The 13,684-nt window shown below is 66.9% G+C and carries 8 protein-coding genes; 2 read left to right on the top strand and 6 right to left on the bottom strand.

Features of this window, described 5'->3' with window-relative positions; genetic code table 11:
* Window position 1: 1 nt before the first annotated feature.
* A complete protein-coding gene (locus tag U1701_RS07390) occupies window positions 2-481 on the bottom strand; it encodes a phosphatase PAP2 family protein (RefSeq protein WP_332781892.1) in 480 nt (159 codons plus the stop codon).
* Window positions 482-954: 473 nt separating this feature from the next.
* Between U1701_RS07390 and U1701_RS07385 the strand changes: the two genes are divergently transcribed.
* Together U1701_RS07385 and U1701_RS07380 are read left to right on the top strand one after the other, a co-directional pair.
* On the top strand, window positions 955-2,349 hold the full coding sequence (locus U1701_RS07385; protein ID WP_332781891.1) for a DUF4139 domain-containing protein: 1,395 nt from the start codon (window positions 955-957) through the stop codon (window positions 2,347-2,349).
* Window positions 2,349-3,905 (top strand): DUF4139 domain-containing protein, encoded by a 1,557-nt coding sequence (locus U1701_RS07380; protein WP_332781890.1) that lies wholly within the window; start codon window positions 2,349-2,351, stop codon window positions 3,903-3,905. The genes U1701_RS07385 and U1701_RS07380 overlap by 1 nt, the downstream gene beginning before the upstream one ends.
* Before the next feature lie 99 nt (window positions 3,906-4,004).
* On the opposite strand, the gene U1701_RS07375 is transcribed toward U1701_RS07380, so the two are convergent.
* Genes U1701_RS07375 through U1701_RS07355 form a run of 5 tightly spaced genes read right to left on the bottom strand, consistent with a single transcriptional unit; the run spans window position 4,005 to window position 13,648 of the window.
* Window positions 4,005-4,466: a hypothetical protein gene (locus U1701_RS07375; protein WP_332781889.1), complete on the bottom strand. Its 462-nt coding sequence runs from the start codon at window positions 4,464-4,466 to the stop codon at window positions 4,005-4,007.
* A complete protein-coding gene (gene nagE / locus U1701_RS07370; protein ID WP_332781888.1) occupies window positions 4,444-6,120 on the bottom strand; it encodes an N-acetylglucosamine-specific PTS transporter subunit IIBC in 1,677 nt (558 codons plus the stop codon). The genes U1701_RS07375 and nagE overlap by 23 nt, the downstream gene beginning before the upstream one ends.
* Window positions 6,120-8,636 carry a phosphoenolpyruvate--protein phosphotransferase gene (ptsP, locus tag U1701_RS07365; protein WP_332781944.1) on the bottom strand — a complete coding sequence of 839 codons (2,517 nt, stop codon included), beginning with the start codon at window positions 8,634-8,636 and terminating at the stop codon, window positions 6,120-6,122. Before ptsP ends, nagE begins: the two co-directional genes overlap by 1 nt.
* 2 nt (window positions 8,637-8,638) lie before the next feature.
* Window positions 8,639-10,876, bottom strand: coding sequence for a beta-N-acetylhexosaminidase (locus U1701_RS07360; protein WP_332781887.1), 2,238 nt, complete (start codon window positions 10,874-10,876; stop codon window positions 8,639-8,641).
* A 48-nt stretch (window positions 10,877-10,924) separates the two neighbouring features.
* Window positions 10,925-13,648 (bottom strand): TonB-dependent receptor, encoded by a 2,724-nt coding sequence (locus U1701_RS07355; RefSeq protein ID WP_332781886.1) that lies wholly within the window; start codon window positions 13,646-13,648, stop codon window positions 10,925-10,927.
* Window positions 13,649-13,684: the final 36 nt, after the last annotated feature.

The following is a 13,684-nucleotide window of genomic DNA, read 5'->3' as shown; positions in this document are numbered from 1 at the left end:
ATCAGAACCGCATCGCGACGTCGATCCCGCCGCCGCCCGTGCCGGCCCAGGGCATAAGCCGAACGCGGCTGTCGTGACGCGATGTCAGCAGCAACCCGCTGGCGCTGCCGATGAGTGCGCCCGCAAGGACGTCGCGCACATAATGCTTGTCGCCCTCCACCCGGGGAACGCCCACGAACGAAGCGACGAGCAGTGCCGGCAAGCCAGCCTCCCACCCATAGCGCTTTTCGAGCGAGGCCGCAGCGGCGAACGAAACGGATGTGTGGCCGGAGGGAAAGCTCTTGTTGTCGCTACGATCCGGGCGACGCTCGTGGATCAGTTCCTTCAACGCGAACGTCGTCCCGCCCGCCAGCAGCATGCTGCCACCCGCCTCCAGATCGCCGCGCCAGTCCCCCTGGATCGCCGGTACGCCCAGTGCGGCACCGACGAGAAGGTCGCGACCGATGCCGCTGGCATCGTCCCAGCCCTTGTGAGATGCCACCGCCGGTGAAGCCCAGACCAACGGTGCGATCAAAGCCAGTACTACAGACGCGAGCTGCAATCCGCGACCAGGGCTGATTGCGGTCGCGATCCGATTGTGGCGGTGAGGCAAAGCCTTGGATTGATGGCGGATGCTCGTGAGGATTCGGTCGACTCTTCAATAGGAGGTAGCCGCGCAGTTATCCTTGATGCGGCGTATCGCGATGTCGTGCATGGATATCCTCCCAGATGAAGCGGAGACGCCGCCCGGCGGAGCGCTCCTCAGTGAGGAGACAGAATTTCCATGCCCTATTTGACATCGGAGGAGGATCCTGCGTGACCGGGGAGCTTTGCGCCGCCTCATAACCAAGCTCCCCGGTCACCGACTCGGGACGACAATGTCGCGTTGCCCTTCTGATCCGACCGCGTCATTGTCGTCACCATCACGGGGGAAAATGTATGCGCGCGAACGTCTGGCGAGCGTGTGGGCTGGCTATGCTGCTCGGGTCCACGGCTGTCGCTGCGCAGGAATTGCCGGTCCCTGCCGATGCCCCCACGTCGGGCAGCGCGCAGGGGGATGTGTCGGTCACCATCTACAATAACGACGTCGCGCTGGTGCAGGACGTACGTTCGCTGACCCTGGCGAACGGGCGGGTGCGGCAAAGCTTCCCCGACGTGAGCGCATCGATCAGGCCGGAGACGGTATCGCTGACGGTGCCAGATGCGGCGATCGTCGAACAGAATTTCGACTATGATCTGCTCAGCCCGTCGAGCCTGATGGAAAAGGCGGTCGGCGAGACGATCACGCTGGTGCGCACCAACCCGGCCACCGGCGCGGAGACGCGTGATCGCGCGAAGGTGCTGGCGGTCAACGGCGGCGTCGCCATCGAGGTGAATGGCCATGTCGAAGTGCTGCGCGACGACGGACTGCCGGTGCGCGCGATCTTCGACCGGGTGCCCGACGCGCTGCGCGCCCGCCCGACGCTGTCGGTGACGCTGGCCAGTACGCGCGCGGGATCGCGCCCGGCGACACTGTCCTATCTGAGCCGGGGGCTCGGTTGGAGCGCCGACTATGTCGCGCTGTTCGACGACAAGAGTGGAACGGTCGACGTCCAGGGTTGGGTGACGTTGAAGAACACCAGCGGCACGACGTTCGGCAACGCTAGGACGTTGCTCGTCGCCGGCGAGGTCGGCAGCACCGACGATGATGGAAGCGGTGGTTACGCGCCGCGCCGCCGCCGGTTGACGACGACGCGGCCGGGAACCGAAAGCGCCGCACGCGAACAGCTCGGCGACTTCTATTTGTACCCCCTGGCCCAGCGCACGACGATCGCCGACAAGCAGACCAAGCAGGTCAGCTTCCTCGACGCGAAGGGCGTGGCGGCAAGCGCCGGCTACCGGTTCGACAACGGGTGGCTCGGCAGTTCGGACGAGCCGCGCAGCGCGCAGTCCGTGCTGCGCTTCAGCAATTCGGGCGCAGCCGGCCTGGGCGACGCGCTGCCGGCGGGGGTGGTGCGGGTCTATGTCCGCGACGCGCGCGGGCAGCCGCAGTTCACGGGCGAGAACCGTATCGAACATACCCCGCAAGGATCGACCATCGCGCTACCCACCGGCGATGCGTTCGACGTCAAGGTGCAGCCCACCACCGTCTCGCGGACGCGGCAGGGCGACAGCCGCTGGCGCACGGCGATGCGGTACACGCTGACCAACGCACGCGCACGGCCGGTGACGGTGGAACTGCTGCAGAGCGGGCTCGACTGGGGCGACGTGCGCGTCGTCGAGGACAGCGCGAAGGGCGAGCGTCGCAACGCCGGCACGCTGGCGTGGCAGGTCAGCGTGCCGGCCAACGGTAGCGCCGCGGTGACTGCGACCTTCGACACGCGCTACTGATGCGCCGTCAGCGGCTACTGCTGAAGGTTTTGCTGGTGCTGGGCGTACTGCCGCCGGCCAGGGCGGAGGCGCAGACGGCCATCGTCACCTCGCCCGCCCCCGATCACGTCGCCTTGACGGTGTACCGTTCGCCGTACGGCAGGGGGGAGATGACCCTGAGGTATCTCGGCGGCTTTGCGCTGGTGACGGAAACGCGCCGCGTGCGCTTGCCACGGGGGCCCGCGGTGCTCCGGTTCGAGGGCGTAGCGGAGGGGATCGTGCCGGTCAGCGCCATCGTTGACGGCCTGCCCGGTGGCACGATCGAGAAGAACCGCGACGCGCGCCTGCTGTCGCCGGCCTCGCTGGTCGACGGCACGCTGGGTCGCGAGGTAACGCTGACGCGTACCGACAAGGCGACCGGACGCCAGACGAGCGAATCCGCAACGATCGTTGCAGGCCCTAAACCGGGTGTTATCCTGCGCACGAGCGCGGGGATCGAAGCGCTGCGCTGCTCGGGTTTGGCGGAGCGGCTGAATTTCGCGCGGGTGCCCGCTAGCCTTTCGAGCAAGCCGGTGCTGAGCGTAACGACGACCAGCCCGACGACGCGCACGGTGACGGTGCGACTGTCCTATCTCGCCTCGGGGTTCGATTGGCGCGCGAGCTATGTGACGTCATTGGCCCCCGACGGGCGGACGGTCGACCTGTTCGCGTGGCTGACGCTGGCCAACGGCAACCCCGAGGTATTTCCGAACGCAGACGTTCAGGCCGTTGCAGGCCGGCTCAACCGCGTGGCGGTTCCGGCGATTCCCCCAACGGCCGGCGACCTGCGGCTGGTCTGCTACCCGCTCGGCACGACGACCTCGGACCTCCGCCAACAGCAATTCGAGTCAGCCGAAGAGATCGTGGTCACGGCGTCGCGAGTTATGTCGTTCGCACTATCGGTGCCGGCGCCGCCCCGTCCTCCCGCTCCTGCGCCACCGCCGCCCGAGGACCTCGGCGACCTCAAGCTGTATCGCGTGCCTGCGCTCACCACCGTCGCAGCTCGAGGGCAGAAGCAGGTTGCGCTGCTTACCCAGAAGGCGGTGCCGGTTGACCGCCGCTACCGGCGTGCCGTGTACCCCGGACAACAGCTCGACGACGCGCCGACCTCGATCGTGATCATGCTGAAGAACGACAAACAGGGCGGCTTGGGCGTGCCGCTGGCCGCCGGCAGCACCGCGCTCTACGCAGAGCGGGCAGGCGGGCGATTCTTGCTAGGGTTGGGAGCGATCGGCGACCGCACGATCGGCGAAACGGTTCGCCTGGCAGCTGGCGTGAGCCGGCAGGTGACGCTCACCCAGGCGTTAGTGGCGTCGCGCGGGCCAGCGGCGGTATCCCCGGGAGCCGCGGGTTCGCACGAGGCGGTGGTGACGGCGCGCAACGGCAACACGTTCCCCGTGACTCTCGACGTGTCGATCGGCACAGCGGGACAGGCGATCGAAGCCGATGGCCAGGAGCTCGGCCGTACCGACGGAATCTACACCTGGTCGCCCGTGCTGCCGCCGGGCGGCAAAGCCGAATTGCGCTACCGATACTGACGGTCGCACGCCGGCCCAGGTACATGTACATCACTACCGGGCATCTATGGCAGCGCCGGACGAGCGGTACTCTGCCGTACGCAGGGCTCTGCTGACCTGCTAGCAAATGCCCGCGGCGAGTTTATGGAGGAGGCATGGTTTTTCTCTACGCCTTGGCGCTAGCTGCAGCACGCGGACACCGCGGCTATCGACCCCGCGGAGACGTCCGAAGTCGACGCCATAAACTGCCGGCTCGACGTGCCCCGGTACATGCAGTTCGCCATGGCGATCGATGGCGAGAAAAAACTCGCGCAGAAGCGGCGTTGGAAGCGGATCGCCTCGCACAATGCGTTCATGAACGAATATGAGCTGCCGCAAGCAATCACAATTGTCGGGGGGTACAGCACCCGTCGGATCGCCTTCACGAGCGACGCGATCCTCGCCATCCTCGATCTTCCCGATCCGGCGACCGTTGCGCGGCCCGAGCAGATTGAAAATACCATGTCCGCCGAACCGATGATCGACGCGCTCGTCGGTACTGGCAGGTTGAGCGGCACGGTCAGATTCCAGGCGATCCGACATGGCCGTGTTCGAGGTCCAAAACGTGTAAAGCGCCGGTCGGGAGCTGACACCAGCCCCGGGTCGCCAGCCGGTCAAGCATCACGCGATCCACTTTTGCCTCGTCGATCAGCCGGATGCGCCACCGTCCGGCGACCTTTTGCGCCTCGGTTACGTTGACCGCGCCCCCCACCGCGTCGAGCCAGAGCGCGTTTGCTGAAGCCAGCAGCGGCGTACTGCGTATGTTGCTGCGCATTTCACTGGCGACCTGATCGGCGATCGGGCCCAGCACGACTTGGAACGCGTGCCCACCGGGCCGGAATACGCCCCGCGCGCCGATCGCCTTTAAGGCTGGTTCGTCGACTGCCCCGACATTGACCAGTTCCAGACGTAGCCTGGTCGTGCAGGCGTCGACCGTTCGCAGATTGCCCGCGCCGCCCAATGCCGCCACGAACCGGGAGGCGCGATCGGTAAGTCCGTCGGCCGGGAGCGTAGAGGGTGCCTGCTCGGTGTCGCGCCCGGGTGTTTTGAGATCGAACCTGACGATGCAATAATGGAACACGCTGTAATATAACGCAAAATAGGCTGCGCCGACGGGGAGGAGGAGTAGGGGGCGTGTGGAGAGGTTATAATTCAGTATGTAATCGAGCAGGCCGGCGGAGAAGCCGAAGCCGAGCCGGATGCCCAGTGCATCCATGATCACCATCGCGAGACCGGTGAGTACCGCATGCACCGCGTACAGCAACGGCGCCAGGAACATGAAGGTGAACTCGATCGGTTCGGTCACGCCGGTCAGCAGCGAGGTGAGCGCCAGGCTGAGCAGCATGCCGCCGACCGCCTTGCGTCGTGCCGGCAAGGCCGCGCGGTACATGGCGAGACAGGCGGCGGGCAGACCGAACATCATGACCGGGAAGAAGCCGCTCATGAACGCGCCGGCGCTGGGATCGCCTGCGAAGAAGCGCTTGAGATCGCCGGTCGCGCCGTTGAAGTCGCCGAGGATGAACCAGGCGATGTTGTTGAGGATATGGTGCAGCCCGGTGACGATCAGTAGCCGGTTGAGCGCACCGTAGAGGAAGAGGCCGACCGGGCCTGCGCCGACCACCCAGCGGCTCAGCGTGTCGATCGCCGCCTCCAGCACGGGGAAGCCGAGACCGAAGATCGCCGCACCGATCAGTCCGGCAAAGCCGGCGGCGATCGGCACGAAGCGGCGGCCGCCGAAAAAGGCCAGATAGTCGGGCAGTTTGATTCCCGAATACCGGTTGTAGAGCCACCCCGAGACCAAGCCTGACAGGATACCGGCAGGCACGCTCAGCTTGCCGAGTTCCTTCGCTTTCCACGCCGCGATAGCGAGGGTTTGCGCAGACTGATCGGCGAATGTGGCGCCGACCGACGGGGGCACGGCGAGCAATGCCTTGCCGCCTTCAACCGTCACAAGATAGGCGATTGCGCCGGCCAGACCCGCCGCGCCGTTGTTCTCGCGCGCTAGCCCGACCGCGACACCGATCGCGAAGATCAGCCCTAGATTGGCGAAGATTGCTTCACCCGCTGCAGCGATGAAGGCGACGTCGAGCAGGTCGGACTGGCCGAGCCGCAGTAGCAGCCCGGCGACCGGCAATACTGCGATCGGCAGCATCAGCGCGCGACCGAGCGGTTGCAGCGAATCAAAACGCAGGCGCATCAGGCGGTCTCCAGCAATGCGCGGACGTCGGACGCGGTGGCGCAGGCCAGTGCGCGCGTGGCGAGGCTTTCGCACTCCGGCAGCGTGAGCAAGCGCACCGCCGCTTTGAGCGCAGGGATGGCAGCGGGTGTCGCCGACAATTCGGTAACGCCAAGCCCGATGAGGATCGCGGCGGCGCGGGCATCGGAAGCGATGCCGCCGCACACCCCAAGCCAGCGCCCATGCTGGCGCGCACCCTCGGCGGCGCGCGCTATCAAGTGCAGCACGGCAGGATGGAGCGCATCAACCATCGCGGCGACCGCCGGATTGCCGCGATCGGCAGCGAGCGCATATTGCGTCAGATCGTTGCTGCCGATCGACAGGAAATCGGCGTTCCGTGCGATGCTCGCCGCGAGCATCGCCGCGGCGGGCGTTTCGACCATCACGCCCAGCGGGACCGGTGCGGCGATGTCGAGCGCGCGGCGCGCCTCGTCGAGGATAGTGCGGGCCGCGGCGAGTTCGCCGGCATCGACGATCATCGGCAGCATGATGCGGCATTGCGCCGTGGGCACGCCGCGCAGGATCGCGCGGAACTGCGTGGCGAGCAAATCCGGGTACGCCAGCGAGAAGCGGATGCCGCGCGCGCCGAGCGCGGGATTGTCCTCGTGCGGGAACGGCAGATACGCGACCGGCTTGTCCCCGCCGATGTCAAGCGTGCGCACGATCAGGGGCCGGCCGTCCAACCCGCCCGCGACCGCGGCATAGGCGGCGGCTTGCTCGTCCTCGTCGGGCGCGGTGCCGCGATCGAAAAACAGGAATTCGCTGCGCAGCAGACCGCAGCCCTCGGCGCCGAGCGCTACCGCGGGCGCCGCCTGATCGGCCCGGGCGAGGTTGGCGAAGATCTCGATCCGCGTGCCGTCGGCCATGACGCAATCGTCCTGCGCGTTGCGGGCTTGGGCGGCGCCGCGCTCACGCCGGGCGGCGAGGCGCGTGGCGACCGAGTCGCGCGTGGCGCCATCGGGCGTCGGGTCCAGCACGGCGCGATCGGCGTCGAGGACGACGATACTGGCCTCGGCGAGATCGAGGACGGCGGGTCCGCTGGCGACGATCATTGGAATGCCGGCGGCCGCGGCAAGGATAGCGGCGTGAGCCGTCGGGCCACCATACGCCGTGCAGATGCCGCCGATGCCGGCGCCGGACAGGGTCGCGAAATGCGACGGCAGCAGTTCGTCGGCAATGAGGATCGCGCCGCGGGGCGGGGTGGGCAGGCTTGCCTCGGTGCCGGTCAGCAGCGCGATCAGCTGGCGTTCGATATCCTTCAAATCGGCGATACGTTCGATCAGCAAGGGATCGCGTGTGGCGCGGATCGCGGCGGCATGGTCGTTCGTGGCGGTGCGCCAAGCGAAGGCGGCGCTCCTGCCTCCGGCGATATGCCGATCGGCACCCGCGAGCAGCTCGGGATCGTCGAGCAGCGCCCGATGGGCGGCGGCGATGTCGCCGACGGGGTCGGGGGGTATTGCGAGCAACGCGTGCCGCGCAGCAGCGAGCGCAGCGCGTTCGGTCGCTTGGCCCCGGCCATGCTCCGGTACGGCGATGTCCCTGGGGCGCCAGTGGAATAGCGGACCGATAGCGAGGCCGGGGGCGGCACGGATGCCGTGGATCAGGCCGTCGGCCACCGCATTGTCCGGTGATGCGGCAGGTGCGCTCGCGCTTTCATCACTGCCTCGTCGGATCAGCGCCGCCACCGCGCTGATCGCGGCATGGGCATCGTCGCCGCGCGCGACGAGCTGGATCTCGTCGTCGTGGCGGATGCCGGCGGCAAGCAGCGCGACGATGCTGCGTGCATTGGCGAGCTTGCCGTGCGCGGTGATCGTCACCTCCGCGGTGAATGGCTTGAGCAAGGCGACGATGCGCGCCGCCGGGCGGGCGTGGATGCCGTTGGCAAGCGGAACGCGGAGCACCACCTCATGCGCATCCCCGGCAAAGGCCGAATCCCAGTCACCCTGCTTCCGGTACCCCGGCGCGGCGGCGCTTGCTGGCTGTTCCGCGGCCGGGCTCGTGCGATCACCGGCCTGGTGGCTCGAGACTGACGGCAAGACATCGATTTCGAAAATCGCGTCGCCTGCTAATACGCGTCTGTCCAGGCCGAGCGACCGCACGGCAAACCCCTCGCTCATCACCGTAATCGGCGTCACCAGGCTTTTCGCGCGGCGTGCTACCGCATCTAGGTCGACGTCCAGCAACGGCTGCCCCCGCACGACTACGTCACCGTCGCGCACCTTGGCGGTAAAGCCTGCTCCTGCCAGCGCCACCGTCTCCAGCCCGACATGGATCAGCACCTCCGCAGCGTTGGCCAGCCGCAACGTCACCGAATGCCGGGTCGGCGCCACGGCGATGACGGTAGCGTCGCACGGCGCGCGGATCACGCCGTCGAGCGGATCGATCGCACAACCGTCGCCCATCATGCGGTCGGCGAACACCGGGTCGGGGACAGCGTCGAGCGGCATCGCCCAGCCCGCCATCGGCGCGTGCAACATGATCACGGGGCAGTGGCGAGTTGCACGCCGCCCACCGCCCAGAGCGGGTTCACGCCCATCGCGGTGTAGGTGATGCATAGATCGTGCGCGCCGGTCATCGGCGTGAGGTCGGCGGTCAACGTGGTGACGCCCGGGCGGCGAACCGCCGGTGCCAGTGGCAGCACGGCGACACGGCGCCCGGTGCACCCGTCGCGCACCTCGACCTCGCCGCCCGGTGTGGCCGGCGGGCGGAAGGCGATCTTGTCCCTGTCGCGGCCGATCTGGAAATTGAACGGCAGTTGGCCGACGCTGATGGCGATGCGACGCACGCCGTCCATCGGCGCCGCCTGGTACACCCAACACGGATTGGCGATGTCGATCAGGAATGCCGCGCGCGGTTCGCGGACGGGTGCGTCGTCGGCGAGCCGTAGCGGAATGCTCTTCGTGCATAGCGCGAGCTCGGTGTCGTCGCGATGGCGGAGCGCTGCGGGGGTAAGGTGCAGGTCGATCGCGCCTGGCAGCACCACGCCGTCCAGCACGCTTGCGGCGCGAAAGCGCGTGCCCGTCGGCAGCGTGAGCGGTGCGCTATAGCGCGGCGCGGACGGGCCGGGGGGCGTACCGTCGGTGGTATAGTGGACCGGCGCCGCGGATTGCACCGCGAGGGCGACTTTGGCCTGGTCGCCGGCCGGCGCGAGCGTGGCGATCGGGCGGAACAGCGCCGCGCTGGGCGTGACGCCGAGTGCGGTCAGCCGTGCCATCTGCGGCGCCAGTCGGCGGACGAAATCGCCGAAATCTCGGGTCGTGGCGGGCGACCAGCCGAGCTCGGCGATGGCCGCGGCGCGCGGGAAGGCGGCGGCGGCGACGAGATCCTCGCGGCGCAGATGCTCGGTCCACACATTGCCCTGCAAGCCGAGGATGTGGCGCTGTTGCGCGGCCGGGATCGTCGCCGGCGCGGGATCGAACGCATAGACGTCGGCCAGCGGCACCCATGCGCCGTGCGACGTCCCCTCCGCTGCGGCGACACCCTGGCGATTGTTGAGGTACAAGGTTGGCGCAGGCGTCAGCACGGCGTCGTGCCCGGCTTTGGCCGCGGCGACCGCGCCGTCCAGCCCGCGCCACGACATCACCGTCGCGTCGGCCATGATCCCGCCATCGAGAATTTCGTCCCAGCCGATCATCTTGCGTCCTCGGCTGGCCAGATGGCGGCCGATGCGTTGGATGAACCAGCTCTGCAGTTCGTCCTCGGAGGTGATGCCGAGCGCCTTCATCTGCGCCTGGATCTTTGGCGATGCCCGCCATTGATCCTTCACAGCCTCGTCCCCGCCGACATGCACATAGGCCGAAGGGAACAGGGTGATCACCTCGTCGAGCACGTCTTCGAGAAAGCGGAAGGTCGCGTCGTCGGTGTTGTAGAGCCACGGGAACACGCCCCAGTCGCTCTCCGTTCCCTTCGGCCAGGGCACACCCATGCCGAGCGCCGGGTAAGCGCGGATCGCGGCGAGCGCATGGCCCGGCATCTCTATCTCGGGGACGATGGTGATGCCGCGCTGGGCCGCGTAGGCGACGATCTCGCGGATCTGGCCTTGCGTGTAGAAGCCACCGGTGCGCGGCAGTGGCGGTGCGCCGGGCGCGGTGGCGGGGCGGCGCCACGCACTGATCTTGGTCAGGTCCGGATATTTCCGGATCTCGATCCGCCAACCCTGATCATCCACCAGATGCCAGTGCAACGTGTTGAGCTTGTTCGCCGCCATCGCGTCGATCAGCCGCTTGACGAAGGCGGGCGACTGGAAGTGCCGCGCGCTATCGAGCATCAGTCCGCGCCATCTGAAGCGCGGCGCATCGGTGACCGTGACGGCCGGCACGAAGCCGGTCTTGTCGATCAACTGCCACAGGCTGACCGCACCATAGAACAGCCCGGCGTCGTCGCTGGCCGAGATCGTCGCACCGCGGACATCACTGACGAGCCGGTAGCCTTCGGCCGGCAGGCCGGGGACGCGCCGGAAACGGATATTGCCGCCGGGCCCGACCGCCAGTTTCGGGCCGCCGGTACGGGCGACCAACTCGGCGAGCCGCTGTGCCGCGTTACGCGCGCCGGGGTCGCTCGCGGGCACCGACACGCCGGCACCGGTCAGCGCGAAGCCGCCGTCTGCTTTGATCATCGATTGCGGCGCCGGCAACAGGCTTTGGGCGGCCGCCGGAGCAAGCAGCAGGACACTTCCGGCCAAGCTCAAAGAAAGACGAACAAACCGGATGCGCGGCACGGTGGATCCTTCACGTCGACGGGCCGGCGGACCGGCCCGTTCTTGCTATCAGAAGCGCAGCCGCGCGCCGACATAGTATTGCCGACCATTCTCGTAGATCGCGCGGAAGCGATCTTCGCTGCCGGAATATTGCTCGATCTTGGCATTGGTCAGGTTCACCGCGTCGGCCGTGAGCGAGATGTTGTCGGTGACGCGGATACTGGCGGAGGCATCGAGCGATTCCGTCGCTTTCTGGTTCAGCGGCGCCGCACGATCGATATTGATGAAGAACTTGGAGCGGTAATTGTACGACACTCGCACCGAAGCCAGATCGTTCTCGAAATAGCCGGTCAGGTTCAGCGCATGCTTCGAATTGCCCGGAATGGGATCGCCTGCATCCGACTTGGCGTCCGAATAGGTATAGTTGACGATCGCGCCGAAACCGTAGCCGATCGGTCGCGACACCTGGAACTCGGCGCCCTTGTTGGTCCCGCCCGAACCGTTCGAGCGGCGGTTGATATCGAACAGGCAATCGAACAACAGGTTGCCGGGGGTCGACGCCGCCGATGGGGTGCAGCGCGAGGCATTGGGATTGCTCGCGTTCTGCACCGGATAGCGTTCCTGCACCGTGCGGTTGACGATGTAGGACGAGATATCCTTGTAGTAGAGCGCGGCCGCGACGATCGTGTCGCGATCGGGGTACCATTCGATCGACGCGTCGTAGTTGTTGCTGCGATAGGGGGCGACCGAGGGATCGCCGCCGTCGCCGGTGAGCGAACCGGGGTTGAGCGACACGCGCGGCACGATGTCGGTGTAATCCGGTCGCGCGACGCTGCGGCTGGCGGCGAAGCGCAGCACCACATCGGGTGTCACGTCGACGCTGATGTTCGCGCTGGGCAGGAAGTCGGTATAGCCGCGCTTGACCTGCACGGGCACGTAGACACCGAACGCGTTGGTGGTGACGGCCCCCGAGGTCGATGCCGGGACGCCGAGCAGATTGCCGCGCGAGTCCTGATCGGTGCGGATGACGCGGATCCCGAAATTGGCGTTCCAGCCGTCTTCCTTGCCGCCTAGTTTGGCCATGGCGTAACCGCCATAGGTCTTTTCGTTGATCGAATAGTTTTCCGGCGGGTTCAGAATGCGCTCGCGGGCCGTGGCAGGCAGGCTGTGCAGGATGTTTTGAAGCTTGGTGCGATCGACCTGGAAGAAGTTGGTCAGCGTGCCGGGCAGCGCGACATTGTCGAGGAAGTTGCCGGGCGTCTGGCCGCCGGCGAAGTCGACCGAGGTGCACGGCCGACCGCCGCAGCCGGTGCCGACCAGGTTCAGATAGAAGGCGCCGTAGGTGGTGGCGAGGAAGCGCGTGACGCGGTCGTGGTCGGTGAACTTGGCGCCGATCTTGATCGCGTGCAGCGGGCCCCAATCCACGTCATGCTCGTAATCGGCATAGGCGTATTTTTCCTCGTCCGTGTTCGTGATCTTGTGGAGCGAAGCGAAGTCGAGAATCAGGTCGCTGGGCCGGGTCGGATCGATGCCGCTGAAGCGGACCTGCGGCACCTCGCCGGAGATGTCGAAGGTGAATGCGCCCGGCGCGGCACCTTCGTAAAAGGGCTGCGACTCGGTATTGCCGTTGGCCTTGGTGTAGCCGATCTTGAGATGCAGCGTGGATCGGTCGCTCGTGTGCCAGATCAGATCGGCATCGCCCGACAAGGTCTTGGCGAACGCGGTGCGGTCGATCGCGTCGTACACCGCGGCGCGGCTGGTGGCGGGGGAGGTGACGGTGCCCGACACGACCGTGCCGTTGCGCACCACCGGATTGGTCAGCGTGCCGCCATCGCCCAGCGCCTTCGATCCCCAGGCAAGATAGTTCTGGTTGAAGTTGTTCGCACCGAATCGCGAATAGAGCCCGGTCAGATTGACCTCGACATCGTCCGACGGGCGGAATTGCAGCGCGACGTTACCGCCGTAGCGCTCGCGCTCCTGCTGGAACAAGGCCGAGCCGATGAGCGATGGGATCTGCGCGGTCTGACCAGCGATGGTGACCGGCTGATAGCCCAATACCTCGATGCCGTCACGGCGGATGTCTCGTTTCTGGTAAACGCCACCGACCAGGATGCCGAACGTCTCGGCCTCGTTCTTCCAGCTGATCAGCCCTGATGCTTGCGGATCGAACGAGTCGCGCTTTTCCGAATAGACGCCCTGTATCGAGGCGGAGACGGTGAAGGGCTTCAACTCGAGCGGGTTGCGGGTATGTACGTTGATCGTGCCGCCGATGCCGCCTTCTTCGACATCCGCCTGGCCCGATTTGTAGACGTCCAGCTGCCCGACGATCTCCGCCGGCAGTGTCAGGTAATTGAAACTTCGCGTCGCGGCGAGCTGTTCGAGGATGAACCAGTCTGCGGTGGCGATCGCGTGGCCGTTGACCAACGTCTTGGTCAGGTTGGGTGCGGTGCCGCGCAACGAGACGCGCTCGCCTTCGCCGAATTCGCGGTTGATCACGACGCCGGGCACGCGCTGCAGCGCCTCGGCGACGTTCTTGTCGGGAAACTTGCCGATATCTTCAGCGGAGATGATGTCGGCGATGACGCTGGAGTTGCGCTTTGCGTCGACCGACTGGCGCAACGAGCCGCGGATGCCGATGACGACGATGTCGTCACCATAGCCCGTATCGCCGGGGGCGGGCTGAACGGCGCCGGCCGGCGCGCTGTTCGAAGGAGCGCCGGCGCTTTGCGCGTGCGCGGTGGTGGCCAAGGCGAACGAACTTACGGATGCAGCCAGAAGTCGTAATGCGGTCATTGCCGATCTCCCCATGTCCCCTGTCGATCCGACAAA

The sequence above is a fragment of the Sphingomonas rhamnosi genome (assembly GCF_036663615.1).
In the GTDB taxonomy this organism is placed as follows: domain Bacteria; phylum Pseudomonadota; class Alphaproteobacteria; order Sphingomonadales; family Sphingomonadaceae; genus Sphingomonas.
Note: the sequence above shows the minus strand (reverse complement) of the source record. Positions and strands in the feature narration are given on the sequence as shown.